The 19,052-nt window shown below is 65.3% G+C and carries 16 protein-coding genes and 1 tRNA gene; 5 read left to right on the top strand and 12 right to left on the bottom strand.

Annotated features, from left to right (window positions below; genetic code table 11):
• Positions 1–43: 43 nt before the first annotated feature.
• Positions 44–1,606 (top strand): sodium/sugar symporter, encoded by a 1,563-nt coding sequence (locus ACCQ07_RS09140; RefSeq protein ID WP_014090020.1) that lies wholly within the window; start codon positions 44–46, stop codon positions 1,604–1,606.
• 196 nt (positions 1,607–1,802) lie between these two features.
• Here ACCQ07_RS09140 and ACCQ07_RS09145 read toward each other — a convergent pair whose 3' ends face one another.
• Positions 1,803–3,659, bottom strand: coding sequence for a putative bifunctional diguanylate cyclase/phosphodiesterase (locus ACCQ07_RS09145; protein WP_277570094.1), 1,857 nt, complete (start codon positions 3,657–3,659; stop codon positions 1,803–1,805).
• Positions 3,660–4,112: 453 nt separating this feature from the next.
• Between ACCQ07_RS09145 and ACCQ07_RS09150 the strand changes: the two genes are divergently transcribed.
• Positions 4,113–5,099, top strand: coding sequence for a cellulase family glycosylhydrolase (locus ACCQ07_RS09150; protein WP_033478414.1), 987 nt, complete (start codon positions 4,113–4,115; stop codon positions 5,097–5,099).
• Positions 5,100–5,280: 181 nt separating this feature from the next.
• Here the strand turns inward: ACCQ07_RS09150 and ACCQ07_RS09155 are convergent, their stop codons facing one another.
• Together ACCQ07_RS09155 and ACCQ07_RS09160 are read right to left on the bottom strand one after the other, a co-directional pair.
• Positions 5,281–5,847 (bottom strand): response regulator transcription factor, encoded by a 567-nt coding sequence (locus tag ACCQ07_RS09155; protein WP_011347151.1) that lies wholly within the window; start codon positions 5,845–5,847, stop codon positions 5,281–5,283.
• Complete coding sequence (locus ACCQ07_RS09160) at positions 5,844–7,070, bottom strand: ATP-binding protein (RefSeq protein ID WP_008571249.1); 1,227 nt, start codon at positions 7,068–7,070, stop codon at positions 5,844–5,846. The genes ACCQ07_RS09155 and ACCQ07_RS09160 overlap by 4 nt, the downstream gene beginning before the upstream one ends.
• 323 nt (positions 7,071–7,393) lie before the next feature.
• On the opposite strand from ACCQ07_RS09160, the gene ispG reads away from it, so the two are divergent.
• Positions 7,394–8,659, top strand: a complete 1,266-nt coding sequence (gene ispG, locus ACCQ07_RS09165) for a flavodoxin-dependent (E)-4-hydroxy-3-methylbut-2-enyl-diphosphate synthase (RefSeq protein ID WP_209262039.1) — start codon at positions 7,394–7,396, stop codon at positions 8,657–8,659.
• A complete protein-coding gene (locus ACCQ07_RS09170; RefSeq protein WP_008571247.1) occupies positions 8,640–9,371 on the top strand; it encodes a phosphatase PAP2 family protein in 732 nt (243 codons plus the stop codon). Before ispG ends, ACCQ07_RS09170 begins: the two co-directional genes overlap by 20 nt.
• On the opposite strand, the gene ACCQ07_RS09175 is transcribed toward ACCQ07_RS09170, so the two are convergent.
• The 8 genes from ACCQ07_RS09175 to amaB form a co-directional block, all read right to left on the bottom strand.
• Positions 9,368–10,651 (bottom strand): MFS transporter, encoded by a 1,284-nt coding sequence (locus ACCQ07_RS09175; protein WP_372363998.1) that lies wholly within the window; start codon positions 10,649–10,651, stop codon positions 9,368–9,370. The genes ACCQ07_RS09170 and ACCQ07_RS09175 overlap by 4 nt on opposite strands.
• Positions 10,652–10,844: 193 nt before the next feature.
• The gene (locus ACCQ07_RS09180; RefSeq protein WP_014090025.1) at positions 10,845–11,549 is read right to left on the bottom strand and encodes an aspartate/glutamate racemase family protein; all 705 of its coding nucleotides are present in this window, start codon (positions 11,547–11,549) and stop codon (positions 10,845–10,847) included.
• A 138-nt stretch (positions 11,550–11,687) separates the two neighbouring features.
• The gene (locus ACCQ07_RS09185) at positions 11,688–12,599 is read right to left on the bottom strand and encodes a DMT family transporter (RefSeq protein ID WP_033478411.1); all 912 of its coding nucleotides are present in this window, start codon (positions 12,597–12,599) and stop codon (positions 11,688–11,690) included.
• Positions 12,593–13,645, bottom strand: a complete 1,053-nt coding sequence (gene murB, locus ACCQ07_RS09190) for a UDP-N-acetylmuramate dehydrogenase (protein ID WP_008571243.1) — start codon at positions 13,643–13,645, stop codon at positions 12,593–12,595. Before murB ends, ACCQ07_RS09185 begins: the two co-directional genes overlap by 7 nt.
• Complete coding sequence (locus ACCQ07_RS09195; protein WP_005923429.1) at positions 13,642–14,697, bottom strand: quinone-dependent dihydroorotate dehydrogenase; 1,056 nt, start codon at positions 14,695–14,697, stop codon at positions 13,642–13,644. The genes murB and ACCQ07_RS09195 overlap by 4 nt, the downstream gene beginning before the upstream one ends.
• 5 nt (positions 14,698–14,702) lie before the next feature.
• A complete protein-coding gene (locus ACCQ07_RS09200; protein ID WP_338334449.1) occupies positions 14,703–15,470 on the bottom strand; it encodes a class I SAM-dependent methyltransferase in 768 nt (255 codons plus the stop codon).
• Positions 15,471–15,472: 2 nt separating this feature from the next.
• Entirely contained in the window at positions 15,473–15,757 is a 285-nt protein-coding gene (locus ACCQ07_RS09205) for a DUF4190 domain-containing protein (protein ID WP_011347158.1), read from the bottom strand.
• A gap of 494 nt (positions 15,758–16,251) precedes the next feature.
• Positions 16,252–17,784, bottom strand: a complete 1,533-nt coding sequence (gene amaB, locus ACCQ07_RS09210) for an L-piperidine-6-carboxylate dehydrogenase (RefSeq protein WP_008571240.1) — start codon at positions 17,782–17,784, stop codon at positions 16,252–16,254.
• Between the two features lie 131 nt (positions 17,785–17,915).
• Between amaB and ACCQ07_RS09215 the strand changes: the two genes are divergently transcribed.
• Positions 17,916–17,992 (top strand) — tRNA-Arg (locus ACCQ07_RS09215).
• A gap of 281 nt (positions 17,993–18,273) precedes the next feature.
• Here ACCQ07_RS09215 and ACCQ07_RS09220 read toward each other — a convergent pair.
• Positions 18,274–18,825, bottom strand: a complete 552-nt coding sequence (locus ACCQ07_RS09220) for a CPBP family intramembrane glutamic endopeptidase (RefSeq protein ID WP_218489441.1) — start codon at positions 18,823–18,825, stop codon at positions 18,274–18,276.
• Positions 18,826–19,052 lie beyond the last annotated feature (227 nt).

Consider the following 19,052-nt stretch of genomic DNA (forward strand, 5'->3'; position numbering starts at 1 on the left):
TCTGGCGTTCGATGCACATCCCAGAGCCAGACAGGAGAGTGCAGTGGGTTTGGCGACGTTGGATATCGTGATCGTGCTGGTCTACCTGACCGGCATCTTCGTGCTTGCGCAGTGGGTCTCGCGCGAGAAGGCAGGCCACAGCAAGAGCGCCGAGGATTACTTCCTGGCCAGCAAGTCGCTGCCGTGGTGGGCGATCGGCGCCTCGCTGATTGCGGCGAACATTTCGGCCGAACAGATCATCGGCATGGCCGGTTCCGGCTATGCGATCGGCCTGGCGATCGCCTCCTACGAATGGATGGCGGCGCTGACGCTGCTGATCGTCGGCAAGTTCTTCCTGCCGATCTTCCTGCGCAATGGCATCTACACCATGCCGCAGTTTCTGGAGCAGCGTTACGGCAAGTGGATCCGCACGTTGATGGCGGTGTTCTGGCTGCTGCTGTACGTGTTCGTCAATCTCACCTCGATCCTGTGGCTGGGATCGATCGCGGTCAGCCAGGTCACCGGTATGGACCAGACCCTGGCGCTGGCACTGATCGGCGTGTTTGCGCTGGTCTACCAGCTCTACGGCGGGCTGAAGGCGGTGGCGCTGACCGACATCGTGCAGGTCACCCTGCTGGTGCTGGGCGGGCTGCTGGTGGCCGGGTTGACCCTGGCGCGGATCGGCGACGGTGCCGGCGTGCTGGCCGGCTTCCAGCACCTGTGGAGCGCGCACCCGGAGCACTTCCACATGATTCTGACCAAGGACAACCCGTTCTACAAGGATCTGCCGGGCCTGAGCGTGCTGCTTGGCGGGCTGTGGGTGATGAACATCAGTTACTGGGGTTTCAACCAGTACATCATCCAGCGCGCGCTGGCGGCCAAGAACATCGGCGAGGCGCAGAAGGGCATGGTGTTTGCCGCGTTCCTGAAGCTGCTGATGCCGTTGGTGATCGTGGTGCCGGGCATTGCCGCGGTGGTGCTGGCGCCGGATCTGGCCAAGCCCGATCAGGCCTACCCGACCATGATGCAGCTGTTGCCGACCGGCATCCTGGGCCTGGTGTTTGCCGCGTTGGTTGCGGCGATCGTGGCCTCGCTGGCCTCGAAGATCAATTCGGTGGCGACGATCTTCACCCTGGATTTCTACGCCAAGTTCCGCCCGCAGACCGGGCAGAAACAGCTGGTGCGCGTAGGCCGTATCGTGGCCGCGCTGTCGGTGCTGATCGGCATCCTCACCGCGCGGCCGTTGCTGGGCAACTTCGATCAGGGCTTCCAGTTCATCCAGGAATTCACGGGCTTCTTCACTCCCGGCGTGGTGGTGATCTTCATGCTCGGCCTGTTCTGGAAGCGCGCCAACGAAGCCGGCGCACTCACCGCGGCGATCGGCTCGGTGGTGTTGTCGTTCGCGCTCAAGTTCGCCTGGCCCGAACTGCCGTTCATGGACCGCATCGGCGTGGTGTTCGTGGCCGCGCTGGTGTTGGCGGCGGTGGTGTCGTTGCTGACGCCGGCCACCCAGGCACGCGATCTGATCCGTACCAACGACGTTGCCTACGGCACCACGCCCGGCTTCAAGATCGGCGCGGCGGGCGTGATCGCAATTCTGATCGTGCTGTACACCGTGTTCTGGTAAGCAGTGATGTCTTGAAACGCGGCGCGGCACCTCGGTGTCGCGCCGCGCTGCGTTGACAGCCTGCCGTTTCGGCGGCGCGAGCCCTCGTCAAGCGCGTTTGGATGGCCCGCAGCAGCCACTGCGCCCGCGTGGCAGATGCCACTCAAGTACCGCCTGCGCCGCCGAGTGGTGGACGCGGTTGGTGTGCCGGCTGCGCTTAGACGCGTGCCGCGGCCAAGCTGGCGGCAAGCAGGTTGACCGGCGCGGCATGTTGCTCGTGCCACGGCGTTTCCAGCCAGGTTTCCAGCGCGGCGGCCGGCATCGGTTTGGCGATCCAGTAGCCCTGGCCTTCGTCGCAGCCCCAGGCGCGCAATTGCGCGTACGCTTCCGCCGATTCGATGCCTTCGGCCACCACGCGCTGGCCCAGACTGTGGCCAAGCTGGATCATCGCCGGCACCAGGGTGCGGTCGGTGCGGCTGTCCGGCAGCGAACGGATGAAGGATTGATCGATCTTCAACGAACTGGCCGGCAGCTGCTTGAGATAGCTGAAATTGCTGTAGCCGGTGCCGAAGTCGTCGATGGCGATATGCACGCCCAGCGCTGCAATGGCGGCCAGTTGTTCGGCCAGGTGGTCGGGGTGGCGAATCATCGCGCTTTCGGTGAATTCGATTTCCAGCCGGCGCGGGTCCAGCTTGTGACGATCCAGGCCGCGCCGCAGCAGGCCGGCAAAGCCGGGGCGATCCAGATCGGCGGCCGACACGTTCAAGGCCAGGTTGAAGTCCAGGCCTTGCTGCTGCCAGCGCGCTGCCTGCGCGATGCCGTTGTCGATGACCCAGGCGGTAATGCGGTTGATCAGCGCGGTTTTCTCGGCCATCGGAATGAAATCCGACGGCACCACCGGGCCGATCATCGGGTGCTGCCAGCGCAGCAAGGCTTCCACGCCGACGCAGCGGTGGTCGTGCAGATCCACGCGCGGTTGAAAATGCAGGCGCAGCTGGCTGGCGCTGTCCAGGGCCGCGGGCAGGGCGGCGAGCAGGCGGAAGGTATTGCGCTGGGCAACATCGTGCTTGCGCTCGTACAGGCTCCACGGCAGGCAGCGCTCGCGCGCAATATCCACCGAGGTGGTCAGCGAGCGGATGGTATCGGCGGCGCCGTAGCTGGACTGCAGCGAGACCGCGCCGATCGAAGCCACCGCGGTGTGCGGGATGCCCTGATGTTCCAAGGGCTCGGTGAACGCCTTGGCGACCTTGGTGCATAGCGTGGCCAGACGCTGGCCTTCCGCCTGCGCCAGGAAGCCGAAGGTCGTCGGGTCCAACCGATACAACAGGGTGCCGCCGGGCAGATAGGCGGCAAGGCGACGCTGTGCCAGGGCGACGTAGCCGTCTGCGTATTCCCAGCCCAGCGCCTTGACCATATCGCGGAAATAATCGCTGCCGCAGACATCGATGGCCACCGCCGTGGTGGCCGGTGCAGTGTCGCGTTGCGACAGCCAGGTATCCAGGTCTTCGCTAAAGCGCGCGCGGTTGGGCAGCCCGGTCGGACCATCGCGGTAGGTGGTACTGCGCAGGTTTTCCACGCGCAGCACGGCCAGGTCGCGCAGGCCTTCCAGTTGCGTGATTGCTGCTGCATCTAGTCCCTCGCGCGGGCTGGTGCCGATCACGCACAAGGTGCCGATGCTATGGCCATCGCGCAGCTTCAGCGGTGCGCCGGCATAGAAGCGAATGAACGGCGGCCCTAGCACCAGCGGGTTGTCGCAAAAGCGCGGATCCAGCCGCGCATCCGGCACCACCATCACTTCGTCCGAGCGGATCGCATGCGCGCAGAACGCCTGACTCCGCGGCGTTTCGCGCGCTTCCAGGCCAATGCGTGCCTTGAACCACTGGCGGTGCTCGTCCACCAGCGATACCAACGCAATTTCCGCGTCCAGGCTGCGCGCGGCCATGGCGGCCACGGTGTCGAACACCGGGTCTGGCGGCGAATCCAGCAGGCACAGGCCGCGCAGCACCTCGAGCCGGGTGGACTCGTCGAGCGTGGGCGGAAGAAGAGACGCGACAGAGGCAGGCAGGGAAGGCATGCGCTCGTATCGGCCTGAAGCGTGATCCCTTGATTGGCGATGATTGGCGCCGTTCAGTTGCAGCACGCGGCCCAGGCCGCGTTGGGATGCATGAACAGTGCCGTGTCCGCGCCAGACGCGCGTCGCACGCGATTCCAAGGCCCTCTGCGCGGCGCTGTCGCAGGCCGTACGCCGTCTGCCGGGGCTGGAATGCGTGCCAACACCCACGCGCAAGGCGCATGTGTGGTCCGGTGGCAGCGCCTAAATATCCCGCGCGCGCTGCCGATCACCTTTTGACCGCAGCGGTGCCGACGCAACGCAACCATCTGCATCGCGCATGCAGCCAATGCTCTTTCGCCGATGTCTGCTTTTGTGATGTGCATTCGCCTTATGCGTGTCACGAATTGACACAGTCTTCACTCGCGCTGTGAGTTTCGCCATCGCGGCTCTTGTCATTTCTATTTTGGAATCATCGTGAATTCATTGCTGTCTTTTGCACAACGCACGCTCCTCGTCGTCGCCGGTCTGGCGCTGTCGTCTGCCGCCCATGCAGGGCTCACGGTGTCCGGTACGCAGTTGCGCGAGTCCAATGGCAACGCATTGGTGCTGCGCGGCGTCAACCTTCCGCATGCCTGGTATGCGGGCCGCACCGATGCGGCATTGGCAGCCATCGCGGCCACCGGCGCCAACAGCGTGCGCGTCGTGCTCAGTTCCGGCTACCGTTGGACGCGCACACCGGAGGCCGATGTGGTCCGCATCATCGCGCGCTGCAAAAGCCTGGGCTTGATCGCCGTGCTGGAGGTCCACGACACCACCGGCTACGGCGAAGACACCGCCGCTGCGAATCTGGTCAATGCGACCAATTACTGGATCGGCATCCGCAAGGCGCTGATCGGCAACGAAGACCATGTGGTCATCAATATCGCCAACGAACCGTTCGGAAACAGCCTAACTGCCAGCGAATGGGTCAACGGCCATGCCACCGCCATCGCCACCTTGCGCAAGAATGGATTGACCCACGCCTTGATGGTGGATGCGCCCAACTGGGGCCAGGACTGGCAGTTCTACATGCGCGACAACGCCGCTGTGCTGCTGGCCCGCGACAGCCGCCGCAACCTGATGTTCAGCGTGCACATGTACGAAGTGTTCGGCAGCGATGCCACGATCAACAATTACTTGCGCGCCTTCAACAATAAAAAGCTGGCGCTGGTGATCGGCGAATTCGGTGGCGACCATCGCGGTGCGCATGTGGACGAAGCGGCGATCATGCGCCGCGCGCGCGACTACAACGTTGGCTACATGGGCTGGTCATGGTCGGGCAACGACAGCAGCACGAAGTCGCTGGATATCGCGATCGGCTGGAATGCGGCACAACTGAGCACCTGGGGGCGCAACTTGATCCTGGGCGCCGACGGCATCACAGCAACCTCGCGTCGGGCAAGCGTGTTCGGCCCGTTGTGAGATGAAGTCCTGCAGTCGGCCGCGGTAGTTTTTCGGCACGCACAAGGGCACTGCAACGCGGTCGGTCTGCGCGCCGCTACAGGGCCGGCACACGGGCGCGGAACGCGTTTGCAGGTGCGTCCTTGTCAGCCTCCCCACCCAGCGTCCGTGCCGCGCGGGCTTCGGCGACAGGGCGGGACGGCTAGCGTAACGGCCCCGGGCTCGGGCGCTTGGTCAGCTTGCGCTGCAGCGATCGGCGATGCATGCCCAGCAGGCGCGCGGCCGCCGACACGTTGCCGCCGGTTTCGTGCAGCGCCTGCTGGATGTGCTCCCACTGCAAGCGGCTGAGCGGCGTCATCATTTCCTGCGCGCTTTCTTCTTCGTCCGGCTCTGGCAACTCGTCATCCTCTTCGCCCAGCGCCCGCATGATGGTGGGAATATTGGCCGGCTTGGGCAGGTAGTCATCGGCGCCGAGTTTGATCGCCTCCACCGCCGTGGCGATGCTGGCGTACCCTGTGACCAGCAGGATGCGCATGTCGGTGCGGATCTCGCGCAGCGGCTGGATCAGGCTCAAGCCGGAATCGTGGCCGAGCTTGAGATCGATCAATGCAAAGTCCGGCATCGCGCTGCGTGCCGTGGACAACGCACTGGCCGCATCGGTGGCGGTGAGCGTTTCCACGCCGCGGCGTGCAAGGCTGCGTTGCAGCGTGCGCAGGTACAAGGTGTCGTCGTCGACCAGCAGGCCGGTACGGATCGGGGGACTTGTCATGCGAGTGCCTCGTGGTCGGAGAGCGGCAGACGGAAACCGACGCGCGCGCCGCTGCCTTCGGCGGGCAGCATCCACAACTCGCCCTGCAGGCGTTCGACAGTGGCATGCGAGAGCGCCAACCCCACGCCCATGCCGTCGTGCTTGCCGCTATTGAACAGCGTGCCCGGCAGCATCGCTTGCGCGGTGTCGAAGCCGGGTCCGTAGTCGCGTACTTCGCCGCTGAGATGGTCGTGTTCCACCCGCAGCGTCAGATCGATCTGCGGGCGCCCGACGCGTTCGCCGGCATCGGCGGCGTTGTTGAGCAACACCATCAGCAGGTGGCTGACGCCGGGCTGCAGCATCAGGCGCATGGGCGCGTCCTCGTTGCGGCGCAGTTCGATGGTGGGGCGCACCAGGCGCCATTGTTCCAGCACTTCTTTCACGGCCACCTCGCGGCTCAGATGGCCGTTGTCGGCAGGTGCCGCCAAGGCCAGGACGCGTTCGTGGCACTGCACCAGCAGCTCGCGCAAGGTATCCAGGTCTTCGCGCAATTCGCCTTGCTCGCACTGGTCGGCGATGTCGTCCACCAGCAGGGTCATGGTGGCCAGCGGCGTGTTTAATTCGTGCGCCACCGACGCTGCGTGCGTGGCCAGCGCCACGATGCCTTCGTTGCGCGCAAAGCGCTCACGCAAGGTAGAGATCTCGCGTTCGCGCTCGCGCATGGAAAAAGCCAGCCGTGTCGCGAACGCCAGCACCACCACGGTGGACAGCAGGAAGTTGGCCGCCATGCCCCACATGTGCAGGCTGAGCGGGTCGAAGCCGCCATAAGGCAGCGGCAGCCCGAACGCTGCGCTGATCACATAGCCGGCCACGCACGATGCCGCCACCGCCATCGCCCAGCTCAGCGGCAGCGCCAACGCGGCCAGCGCAATCAGCACCAGGAACAACGAACCGAACGGGTTGGCGATGCCGCCGCTCCAGCCCACCATCCAGGTCAGGACCGTCACGTCGACCAGGATGTGGCCGAACTCGGTGGCCGGGCTCACCGCGCCGCGGTGCGCCACACGCAGCTGCGCATACAGGTTGAAGACCGCCAACGCGGCTACGCCGGCCCATAGGGGTTGCTGCGGCAGGTTCAGGCCCATCAGCCCGGTGGCGACCAGGATGGTGGCGGCCTGGCCGGCGGTGGCCAGCCAGCGCAGGCTGCAGAGGGTCCGCAGGAAGGAAGCGTCGGAGCTGTTCATCACGGCAATGCTATGCGCTTGGGAAGATGGTGGCCTGCGACAAACCGTCGCATCGGCCTGGAGCGTGTGATGCACGTTGAGATGAGATGCGTTGGCCGCCCGCTGCGTTCCGCTGGCGGCCAACCCTCCGGGAAGCGTCCTGTGGCGCGCCGATACCGCGTTGCGCGCCTTGCCCAGGCGTCCATCCTGGGCCGCAGCGCACGCCCTGTCTCGACGCGCCACCGGACGCTTCGCACTCACCTCAACGTACATCACACGCTCTAGAGATCGGTGCGCCTCTCGCTTCAGCTGTGAGCGCACGGCGGACAGGCTAAAATAGCGCGATGCATGACGCCGTGACCCGCCCAACCCCTCCCGCCGACGCCACCGCCTGGCCGCGTCGCATCACCCAGGCCGTCAAGATCGGCAGCGTGACCGTGGGCGGGGGCCATCCGGTCGTCGTCCAGTCGATGACCAACACCGACACCGCCGACATCGCCGGCAGCGTCAAGCAGGTCGCCGATCTGTGGCGCGCCGGCTCGGAAATGGTGCGCCTGACCGTCAACAATGCCGAGTCCGCTGCCGCCATTCCGCGCATCGTCGACAAGCTGCGCATGATGGGCATCGAAGTGCCCTTGATCGGCGACTTCCATTACAACGGCCATCAACTGCTCGCTGCCGAGCCGGCCTGTGCCGAGGCGCTGGCCAAGTACCGCATCAATCCGGGCAATGTCGGGTTCGGCAAGAAGAAGGATCTGCAGTTCGGTCAATTGATCGAGTTCGCCATCAAGTACGGCAAGCCGGTGCGCATTGGTGCCAACTGGGGCTCGCTGGACCAGTCGCTGGCAGCGCAGCTGATGGACGAAAATTCGCAACGCGACGCCCCGTGGGATGCCGGCCGGGTGCTGCGCGAGGCGCTGATCCGCTCGGCGGTGGATTCGGCCGAGCGTGCGGTGGAGCTGGGCCTGCCGCGCGAGCGCATCATCCTGTCGGCCAAGGTGTCCGGCGTACAGGAGCTGATCGCGGTGTACCGCGACATGGCCAGCCGCTGCGATTTCGCGCTGCATCTTGGCCTGACCGAGGCCGGTATCGGCAGCAAGGGCATCGTGGCCTCGGCGGCGGCACTGAGCGTGTTGCTGCAGGAAGGCATCGGCGACACCATCCGCATCTCGCTGACGCCCGAGCCTGGGCAGTCGCGCACCCAGGAAGTGGTGGTGGCGCAGGAACTGCTGCAGACCACCGGCCAGCGTGCGTTTACCCCGATGGTCACCGCCTGCCCGGGGTGCGGCCGCACCACCTCCGAGTTCTTCCAGGAGCTGGCCGGCGTGGTGCAGAACCATGTGCGCGCCAAGATGCCGGAATGGAAGATCACCAACCCCGGCGCGGAAAACATGACCCTGGCGGTGATGGGCTGCGTGGTCAACGGGCCGGGCGAATCGCGCCACGCCAATATCGGGATTTCGCTGCCGGGCACGGGCGAGGCACCGTCGGCACCGGTGTTCATCGATGGCGAAAAGAGCGTCACCTTGCGCGGCGAAAACATCGCCTACGAATTCATTGAATTGATCGATCAATACGTCGAACGTACCTATGTCCGCCGCGCCGGCTGAATCGCCGGCCGGGTTCAAGGGATGGTTGCGTAGCAATGCGTGGCGCATGGCGTTGCTGTTTGCCGGGGTGCTGCTGCCGCTCGGGCTGTTCGTGGACCTGGCCGATGAGGTCCACGCGCTGGAAAATGTCTACTTCGACGAGCCGCTGCTGTGGAGCATGCGCAGCATCGCCACGCCCGGCCTGGATGCGTTCTTTGGTGCGATCTCCAAGGCGGGCTACCAGTACGGCGTGATTCCGGCCGATATCGCCATCGTGCTGGTGTTGCTGGTCTTGCAGCGTTGGCGCGAGGGCACGTTTGCCGCGCTGGGATTCGGCGGCTCGGCGCTGTTGAACATGGGCGCCAAGCAGTTTTTCCAGCGCGATCGCCCCAGCTTGTGGGAATCGATCGCGCCGGAGAGCACGTTCAGTTTTCCCAGCGGCCACGCGATGGGCTCGATGACATTGGCAGCGGTGGTCATCGCGCTGGCCTGGAACACGCGCTGGCGCTGGCCGGTGACCATTGTCGCCAGCGTGTTCGCGCTGCTGGTGGGCATCTCGCGCATCTACCTGGGCGTGCATTACCCGTCCGACATCCTGGGCGGCTGGTCGGCCGCGCTGGTATGGGTGGTCGGGCTGTATCTGGTGATGTTCCGCGGCGCGCGGCGGCCGCATTGGCGCACGCCGGCTGGAGCGGTGGCGGAGCAGCCCGGGCGCGTGCCGTTTGCCGATTAACCGCGGCCGATCCGCTCCCGTTGCGATAACCGGGCGCCAACCATGGCGCCGATGGAAGCCAGCAAGATGACGTAGTACGCCGGCCCCATCGGGTGCTGCTTGAGCAGCATCACCACCAGCAGCGGAGTCAGGCCGCCGAATACGGCATAGCCCAGGTTGTAGGCGAACGACACGCCGGATAGCCGAACCACCGGTGGAAACGCCTCGACCATCACGCGCGGAATCGCACCCAGCACGCCCAGCGCAGCGCCGAGCAGGGCATAGAGCGGAAACAGCAGGCGCGGGTCGCCCGCAAAGCGGTAGAACAGCCATGCGCTGATACCCAGAAGCACGCTGCCGGCCAGCAGCACACGCCCGTTGCCCCAACGGTCCGAGAGTGCCCCGGCCACTACCGAGCCGATCGCCTGCAGCAGCACTGCCAGAAGATTGGCCTGCAATGCCACCGGTGCCGGATAGCCGTACGCACTCTGCAGCAGCGCGGGTGTCATCAGCGACACCACCAGCACTGCAGCGGCGATCACCCAGGTCAGCCAGAGCGACATTGCCAGACTGCGCGGGTGATCGCGCAGCACCACCTTCAGTGGCGTCTCGCGCGCCAGCGCGCGCATGGCGACCAGTTCGGCGAACACCGGCGTTTCATGCAGCCAGCGCCGCAGGTACACCGACAGCAGGCCGAAGATGCCGCCGGCCAAAAACGGCAGGCGCCAGGCGTACTCGGCGATTTCCTCCGGAGAAAACGCACGATTCAGTGCGCCGGCACTCAGCGAACCAAGCAGCACGCCGGCAGCCAGGCCAGCGGTCAAGGTGCCGCAGGCCAGCCCTGTGCGCCGCGCGGGGACGTGTTCTGCCACGAACACCCACGCACTGGGCACTTCGCCACCGATGGCTGCGCCCTGCAGCAGGCGCATCGTCAACAGCAGCAGCGGCGCGGCCAGGCCGATCTGCGCGTAGGTCGGCAGCACGCCGATGGCCAGTGTGGGCAGCGCCATCAATCCGATGCTCAGCGCGAACATGCGCTTGCGACCAAGCAGATCGCCAAAATGCGCCATCACAATGCCGCCCAACGGCCGGATCAGGTAGCCGGCCGCAAAGATGCCGAATGTCTGCAGTTGCCGCGTCCACTCCGGAATACCGGGCGGAAAGAACAGCTCGCCCAGCACCTTCGCGAAAAAAATGAAGATGATGAAATCGTAGAACTCCAGCGCGCCGCCCAGCGCGGACAAGCCCAGGGTTTTGTAATCGCTGCGGGTGAGCTGCGTCGGTGGGGCATGGGTGGTCATGCAGTCGCATCCTGTCGCGGGTGGCGCGCATTGCCATTGAAGCCTGCTGATGCGCCGAGCAGGCAATGCTAGCTGCCGGGCGGGGCCGTCGCTACGCCGTTTCGCCAATCAATTGCCGATGGCACCCATCAGGCCTGGCGCAAACACGCCTGCGGGCTTCGGTTACCGCGCGCGTTCGGGCGTTCGCTGCGCATCAGCCGGATACGCTCACCAGCGCCGCTGCCTCGGCGTGCAGTGCGGTGGTGTCGAACAACGGCAACTGCGCATCGGTGCTGTCCACCAGCAGCGAAATCTCGGTGCAGCCCAGGATGATCGCTTGCGCACCGTGCTGGCCGAGCTCCCCCATGACCTTGCAGAAGTATTCGCGCGATTCGGGCTTGATCACGCCCTGGCAGAGTTCGTCGTAGATCACGCGATGCAGTTGTGCGCGTGCCTCCGCCGGCGGCACCAGCACGTCCAGGCCGCGTGCCTGCAGGCGCTGGCGATAGAACGGCTGCTCCATGGTGAAGCGCGTGCCCAGCAATCCGACCCGGCTGATGCCCGCTGCGACCAGCGCGTCGGCGGTGGCATCGGCGATATGCAGCAGCGGCAGTGGCGTCGCGGCGGTAATCGCGTCGGCAACGCAGTGCATGGTGTTGGTGCACAGCACGATGAAGTCGGCGCCTGCTGCCTGCAACGCACGCGCGGCTGCTGCCATCGCCTGGCCAGCGCCATCCCAATCGCCGGTGTGCTGCAGTCGCTCGATCTCGTGGAAATTGACGCTATACAGCAGCAGCTTCGCCGAATGCAGGCCGCCGCATGCATGGCGGACGCGCTGATTGATGATGCGGTAGTAGGGCAGCGTGGATTCCCAGCTCATTCCACCGATCAAACCGATTGTCTTGCTTGGAACCGGCATGCGAACTCCATGACACGACAGCGGATGAGGTTGCCAGAGCTACGCCACGCAGCGTGCGCTGCGCATGGGACTGGAGTGTATGTCGGCGTCCGGACCAGATGTATTCGCGATTATGCCCAGGCAGGTCGGGATGCCGGTTCACTCGCCAGGCTTGGCGCCTTCCACTGGTGCATGCGTAGCGGCGCGACGCGCCAGCACCGTTTCGCGATGGGCGATATAGACGTTGGCGCCGATGATGATGACCGCACCGACCACGGTATGGCGTTCGATCGCCTCGCCGAACAGCCACCAACCCAGCAACGCCACCAAAGGCAGTTGCATGAAACTGATCGGCTGCAACGCAGAGACTTCGCCCAGCTTGAGTGCGCGCGTCCAGAACAACTGTCCGGCGGTGCCGAAGATGCCGGTGGCCACCAGCCATACCCAGCCGATGCCCTGCGGCCAGTTCCATTGGAACAGCGCCGGAATCAGCGACATCGGCACCCAGAACACGTAGGTGTAGAAGACCACCGTGTCGGAGTCGTCGCTGCGCGAGAGCTGTTTGATCTGGATCGCGACGATGGCGCTGATGACCGCAGCCAACAGCGCAATCAGCAAGCCGGGCGTGAACGTGGACGAGCCTGGTCGCAGGATCACCAGGACGCCGATAAAACCCGCCGCCACCGCCAGCCAGCGCCGCAGCCGGACCTGCTCATGCAGCCACACCACGGCCAACACGGTGACGAATAAGGGCGTGGAGTAGGAGAGCGAGATGGCCTGCGACAGGGGCAGATGGCCGATCGCCCAAAACCCGCACAGCATCGAGGCCAGGCCGATCAAGGTGCGGGCGAAATACTGCGGCAATTGTCGCGTGCGCGGCAGCGGCTTGCCCGGCCGCACGATCAACGGCAACAACGCCAGCAACCCGAACGCATTGCGGAAAAATGCGATCTCGGTCGTCGCAATCGTGCTCGAGGCCAGGCGGATGGTGATTGCCATCAACCCGAAGGCGAAGGTACTGGTGAGCATCCACAGCGCGGCTCGCCGCGATACCTGTGCTGGGGTCACCAATGCGCCCCGATGATGCGCGGTTCCGGTTCCAGGATCACCGAATAGCGCTCGCGCACCGACTCGGCAATGCGCCGCGCGAAATCCAGCAACTGCGCGCCCGTGGCGGTGCCGTAATTGACCAGCACCAGCGCATGCTCGGGCGACACGCCGGCATCGCCCTCGCGCCTGCCCTTCCAGCCGCATTGCTCGATCAGCCAGGCGGCCGACAATTTGCCCTGGCCGGCATGCTCGCCCGGATACACCGGCATGTCGGCAAAGCTGGCCTGCAAGGCGGCAATCTGTTCGCTCGGCAGCAATGGGTTCTTGAAGAAGCTGCCCGCATTGCCCAGCACATCCGGGTCCGGCAACTTGCGGCGCCGGATGTTGATCACCGCCTGCGCCACATCGGCCGCGCCCGCCAGTTCGGCGCCCATGCGCGCCAGTTCCTCGCGAATGCCGGCGTAGTCCAGTCGCAGTTCGTGCAGCAGCGGTAGATTGAATTCCACCGCCACGATCAGATAACGCTCGGGCTGCTGCTTGAACACGCTGTCGCGGTAGCCGAACGCGCAATCGGCCGCATCCAGCCGCACGAACTGCTGGCTATGCCGGTCGAAGGCTTCCACCACGTGGATGAAGTCGCCCACCTGCGCGCCGTACGCGCCGATGTTCTGGATCGGGCAGGCGCCCACGGTGCCCGGAATCAGTGCCAGATTTTCCAGCCCCGACAAGCCCTGCTGCAGCGAGTACAGCACCAGCGCATGCCAGTTCACGCCGGCGCCGGCCCGCACGATGGCGTGGTCGGCACGGTGCGCGATGATGGACGTCTGGCGGTTGTCGAAGCACAGCACGCAGCCGGGCGGATCGCCGGCCAGCAAGACATTGCTGCCGCTGCCCAGCACCAGCAACGGTTGTCCGGCGATCTCGGGCGCGGCCAATGCCTGCGGCAATGCCTCGGGCGCGTGGACGTTGAGCAACCAGCGCGCGGTGGCCTCCACATGGAAGGTGTTGAGCGCGCGCAGCGGCGCCTGTTCACTCAGCTGCCAGCCTGTGTGCACTGCATCGCTCATAACGGCGACACCGCACCGCCGCTGGGTGCTTCGCGACGGCGTCGGATGGCGTTGACGCATTCGCCGATGAGCTGCGGGCCGCGGTACACCAACCCGCTGTAGCACTGCACCAGGCTCGCACCGGCTGCCATCTTGGCCACCGCATCGGCGCCGGAGTTGATGCCGCCCACGCCAATCAACGGAATCGATTCGGGCAGGCGCGCGCGCAGGCGCCGCAGCACCAACGTGGATTGCCCCAGCAGCGGCGCGCCGGACAGACCGCCGGCTTCGGCAGCCAGCGGGTGATTGGCCACCAGTGTGCGTGTCACCGTGGTGTTGGTTGCGATCACGCCATCCACTGCCAGGTCGGCCAGCACGCGTGCGGCGGCATCGATGTCGCGGTCGTTGAGGTCCGGCGCCACCTTGACCAGCATCGGCACCCGTTTGCCGTGTTGCGCGCTTAGCGCTTCCTGGGTTTCGCGCAAGTCGGAAATCAGGCGGCGCAGCGATTGTTCTTCCTGCAACTCGCGCAAGCCTGCAGTATTGGGCGAGGAGATGTTGACCGTGATGTAGTCGGCCAGCGGATACACGCGCTCCATGCAGTAACGGTAGTCACTGGTGGCCTCCTCGTTGGGCGTGTCCTTGTTCTTGCCGATGTTGATGCCGAGCAGGCCTCCCGTGCGGCGTGCGCGCTGCACGTTGGCCACCAGCGCATCCACGCCCAGATTGTTGAAGCCCATGCGGTTGATCACCGCCTGGTATTCCGGCAATCGGAACATGCGTGGCTTCGGGTTGCCCTCCTGCGCGCGCGGCGTCACCGTGCCGATCTCGACAAAGCCGAAGCCCAGCGCAAACAACGCATCGATGTGCTCGCCGTTCTTGTCCAGCCCGGCACCCAGCCCGACCGGGTTGGGGAACATCAGGCCGAAGGCCGGAGTGGGCAGCGGCACCGGGCGCCTGGCCAGCAATGCCGTGGTGCCGGTGCGGTAGGCGGTGTCGATGGAGCGCAACGCCAGCGCGTGGGCGCGCTCGGCATCCAGGGAAAACAGGAAGGGGCGGGCAAGCGAATACATGCGGGTCAGTTCAATCTCCCGGCGAACACGCGGGTTTGGTATTGGAAGTCGATCAGCCCATCGTGGGCATACGCATCGAACAACGTGCGGAGTGCGGCGAGCATCGGGGCATGCCGTGGGTCGTGCGCAAGCGGGGCGTACGAGGACGACAGCAGGCGGCCGCGCAAGCTCTCGAAGTCCAGCCGCTGCACATTCGGAAAGCGCGCCATCGCGCAGAAGCCATCGCCGAACCACGCTTGCATGGTGGCATCGTCCTGATACCGCTCGGCCACTGCGGAATAGTCGGTGCCGTAATCCAGCAGCAACTGCTCGTAGCCGCGCAGGAACGCGGTGCTGTCCAGTTCGCGCGAATTCCAGTACACCACCGCCAGCCCGCCGGGCTGCAGGGTGCGCGCCCATTCGGCGTGCACGGCCTGCATGTCGAACCAGTGGAAGGCCTGCGCCGCAGACACCAGGCCCACGCTGGCATCGGCCAGCCCGGTGGCTTCGGCGGTGCCGTCGATCGCCTGAAACTTGGGAAATTCCGCCAACCACTGCAGCGCCGCGTCACGCATGGCCTGGTTGGGCTCCACCGCCGTCACCGCATGCCCGGCTTCCAGAAACAGGCGGCTGGAAATGCCGGTGCCGGCGCCGATGTCGGCCACTGCCGTTGCGGGCGTCACGCCCAGTTCGTCATGCAGCCAACGCAGCAGCTGCGGCGGGTAACTGGGCCGGTAGCGCACATAGGCGGCCACGCGGTCGTTGAAGCGCTGGGCGGAGGAGGGCGTGGCCATGCTCAACTGTTGGCGGCCGCAAGCCAGGCCATGCCGCCAAAGAACAGCAGGAAAAACGCGATTCCCACCACCCAGAGCGCCACCGCCAGCCAGCCCATGATGAGGCCGCCGATGGCCAGGCCGTCGCCGTCCAGACCCTGGGGATTGCGGCGGATTTCCGCGCGGGCCAGATGCCCGGTAATGATGGCGCAGATGCTGCCCAGGAACGGGATCAGCGTCCAGCCGAGAATGCCCGCAACCAGGCTGACGATCGCCATGGCGCTGGTCTGTCGAACGACAACGTTCATCATGAACTCCTTGAAAGGCGGGCAGCCGAAGGCTGGCGTCGCATGATTATCCCAGAGCCGCCGGGCAAAAGGCGTGCCGTTTGCGGCCAAACGTCGTTGCGGGGCTGGTTTTGCGGGCGGGAGCGGCTGAAATGGCTGCTCGTGCGGGTAGGGCGTGGTCATGCCCGTCGAGACGCGTCCTGCCGGACGCTGGCTGTCGGTGGTGCCGAACGGGCGCCATGTGGCCCGGCGGGTTCAAGCCGGGCCGGTGCCACGGGGCGCCTGCGTTGTATCGCCGGCGGACGCTGCGCCCCGTGCAGAGGTGGCGTACGTTGCACAGAGCCGGATCGGCGAACGTCGCCTGCCGCCGCCGGCGCTTCCTGGCTGCCACTGCCGCTGCGATGGCGAGAACCACCGGATTGTGTGCGTCGGCTACGCAGCGCGGGCCGCTGCAACAGGCTCGTTGCGACCATGCGGCGCGCCGAGCATATGCCCGGCGCGCCATGCAATCTCGATCAAAGATCGAACTTGATGCCCTGCGCCAGGGGCAGCGAATCGGAGTAGTTGATGGTGTTGGTCTGACGACGCATATACACCTTCCACGCATCCGAGCCAGACTCGCGCCCGCCGCCGGTTTCCTTCTCGCCGCCGAACGCGCCACCGATCTCCGCACCCGAGGTGCCGATGTTGACGTTGGCGATACCGCAGTCGCTGCCTGCCGCCGACAGGAACTTCTCGGCGGCCTTGAGGTTCTGGGTGAAGATCGACGACGACAGGCCCTGCGGCACGCCGTTCTGCAGCTCGATCGCCTCATCCAGCGTGCTGTACTTCATCACGTACAGGATCGGCGCGAAGGTCTCGTGCTGCACCACTGCGTCGCTGTTCTGCAGCCCCGTGACAATGGCCGGCAGCACGAAGTTGCCCGGGCGATCGATCGCCGTGCCGCCCACTTCGACGGTGCCGCCGGCCGCCTTGGCCTTGGCGATCGAGTCCAGGAACTGCGCAACGGCGCCCTGGCTGTTGAGCGGGCCCATCAGGTTTGCCGGGTCGGTGGGGTCGCCGATCTTGCTGTCGAGCTGCTTGTACGCCTTGACCAGCGTCGCCAGCACGGTGTCATAGATGGAAGTGTGCACGATCAGGCGGCGCGTGGTGGTGCAGCGCTGCCCGGCAGTGCCGACGGCACCGAATACGATGCCCGGGATGGCCAGCTTCAGATCGGCGGTTTCGTCCAGGATGATGGCGTTGTTGCCGCCCAATTCCAGCAGGCAGCGGCCCAGGCGACGGGCGACTTTCTCTGCCACCACGCGGCCAATCTGGGTCGAACCGGTGAAGCTGATCAGCGGCACGCGGGTGTCTTCGACCAGCTTTTCCGACAGCGCCGTGCCGGCATCGTTGATCAGGAAGAAGATGTCCGGGAAGCCGGCGTCCTTCAGTGCCGCGTTGCAGATCTTCATCGTCGCGATCGCGGTCAGCGGCGTCTTGTTGGACGGCTTCCAGATGCAGATATCGCCGCAAATCGCCGCCAAAAACGCATTCCAGGCCCACACCGCCACCGGGAAGTTGAACGCGCTGATGATGCCCACCAGCCCCAGCGGCTGGTACTGCTCGTACATGCGGTGGCCGGGGCGCTCCGAATGCATGGTGTAGCCGTAGAGCATGCGGCTCTGGCCCACGGCAAAGTCAGCGATGTCGATCATCTCCTGCACTTCGCCGTCGCCTTCTGGCTTGCTCTTGCCCATTTCCAGCGCCACCAGCGAACCGAGCGCATCCTTGTGCGCACGCAACGCCTCGCCGCACAGGCGCACGGCCTCACCGCGACGCGGCGCCGGCGTGGTACGCCACACCTTGAAGGCTGCCTGCGCGCGCTGGACGATCAGCTCGTAGTCTTCCGGCGTGGTGGCCTGCACCTCGGCGATCACCGCATTGGTGGTTGGATTGAGCGGCTGCAGCACCCCGGCGCCGGCGGCCTGCGACCAGGTCGCCTCGCCAAGATAGGTGCCGGAATTGGACGCAGCGAGGTCGAGCGCCTTGAGCAGGTCAGCGGACATGGGATCTCCTGGAAACAGTGGCGGTCACGGTGGCCGAGCCATCCGCAACACGGTAGCCGGCGATTTTAGCAGGCTCCGCCGGCCACCTACCGGCTTGGCAATCGCAACGATCGTGCGACAATGCCGCCCTTGGCCCCGTAGCTCAGCTGGATAGAGCGTCCCCCTCCTAAGGGGAAGGTCGCCCGTTCGAATCGGGCCGGGGTCACCAGCAATCGATGGCTGATGCGCAAGATGGCAGCACATTCGTAGGAGCGGTCGGCTGGCATCGAGCAAGTCAACTCTCGCCTCGCCCAGACGGGCCACGGTATCCGGCAAGGTGCTGCTCTGGTCGAGGGCGCGCCGCTGCCGCGCTTGCTCGCTCGAAGTTGATAAGGCCATGCCGCCATGCACGAATGGCAATACCGAGCCCGACGTCGCAGCCGTTGGACATGATCGAACGGTCCAGTGCCGCAGCCTGATTTACCGCGCGGGCATTAACGCATGGGGCAGTCAATACCACCCAAGATAGAGCGTCGTCACGCCCCAGGTATCGACGAGCCCGTGCGCCAGGATGAGCGCCAACAGATTGCGGTTTGAGCGCAGATACGCATAGCCGAATGCTGCGCCGACGATACCCGTCAGCGCGATTCCCGAGATGCCTTGGCTCGCATGCATGGCGCCAAACACGACACCTCCGACAATGGCTGCGGTGAGGCGACCTAGACTGCTGCGCTTGAACAAGGCTTCCAGTTGATGCATCAAAAATGCCCGAAACACCAACTCCTCACCGATGGCTGCGCTGATCCATGCAGAGCCGATTAGCTGCAGTGCAGCCGGTGCGTTATGACGAAGCGCGCCATAGGCGCTGTAGTCGGTCTTCGTGCCTGTCAGGTAGTCGATGAGCGGCTGAAAGATTGGCGTGATGAGAGCGGTGACCAGCAGCACCAGGATAGCTGTCCACCCAATTGTTGGACCAAACCGTTGCCAGCTCAGGCCGCAGGCCCAACGGCTGCGGGTCTCTTGCCAAACAAGTGCGGCCCCCATCAGGCCAACTGCTGGCATGCGCCAAGGAAAGGGCAGCCAAGGGAAGTAGGCGAGCGCCATCACCACGAAGATCATCGCCAGCCTAGCGAGTGGATGGCTTAGAACGGACGGGGCATTGCGATTAGCAAGAGCAGACCGCTTTGATTGAGACATGTCGACCGGATACGCCACGGGCGTTTGATAGTAGCGAGCTGTCGATCGGCAAGACCGTGCCAAACGACACGATGACTTTTCAGCATTTGTCT

The sequence above is a fragment of the Xanthomonas sp. NCPPB 3583 genome (assembly GCF_041475715.2).
GTDB lineage: Bacteria > Pseudomonadota > Gammaproteobacteria > Xanthomonadales > Xanthomonadaceae > Xanthomonas > Xanthomonas euvesicatoria.

Bases quoted from the DNA above. Each gene is read 5' to 3' on its own strand.
- ACCQ07_RS09145 (WP_277570094.1), bottom strand. From the start codon at position 3,659: ATGCCTTCCCTGCCTGCCTCTGTCGCGTCTCTTCTTCCGCCCACGCTC.
- ACCQ07_RS09155 (WP_011347151.1), bottom strand. From the start codon at position 5,847: ATGACAAGTCCCCCGATCCGTACCGGCCTGCTGGTCGACGACGACACC.
- ACCQ07_RS09160 (WP_008571249.1), bottom strand. From the start codon at position 7,070: ATGAACAGCTCCGACGCTTCCTTCCTGCGGACCCTCTGCAGCCTGCGC.
- ispG (WP_209262039.1), top strand. From the start codon at position 7,394: ATGCATGACGCCGTGACCCGCCCAACCCCTCCCGCCGACGCCACCGCC.
- ACCQ07_RS09170 (WP_008571247.1), top strand. From the start codon at position 8,640: ATGTCCGCCGCGCCGGCTGAATCGCCGGCCGGGTTCAAGGGATGGTTG.
- ACCQ07_RS09175 (WP_372363998.1), bottom strand. From the start codon at position 10,651: ATGACCACCCATGCCCCACCGACGCAGCTCACCCGCAGCGATTACAAA.
- ACCQ07_RS09180 (WP_014090025.1), bottom strand. From the start codon at position 11,549: ATGCCGGTTCCAAGCAAGACAATCGGTTTGATCGGTGGAATGAGCTGG.
- murB (WP_008571243.1), bottom strand. From the start codon at position 13,645: ATGAGCGATGCAGTGCACACAGGCTGGCAGCTGAGTGAACAGGCGCCG.
- ACCQ07_RS09195 (WP_005923429.1), bottom strand. From the start codon at position 14,697: ATGTATTCGCTTGCCCGCCCCTTCCTGTTTTCCCTGGATGCCGAGCGC.
- ACCQ07_RS09200 (WP_338334449.1), bottom strand. From the start codon at position 15,470: ATGGCCACGCCCTCCTCCGCCCAGCGCTTCAACGACCGCGTGGCCGCC.
- ACCQ07_RS09205 (WP_011347158.1), bottom strand. From the start codon at position 15,757: ATGAACGTTGTCGTTCGACAGACCAGCGCCATGGCGATCGTCAGCCTG.
- amaB (WP_008571240.1), bottom strand. From the start codon at position 17,784: ATGTCCGCTGACCTGCTCAAGGCGCTCGACCTCGCTGCGTCCAATTCC.
- ACCQ07_RS09220 (WP_218489441.1), bottom strand. From the start codon at position 18,825: ATGCCAGCAGTTGGCCTGATGGGGGCCGCACTTGTTTGGCAAGAGACC.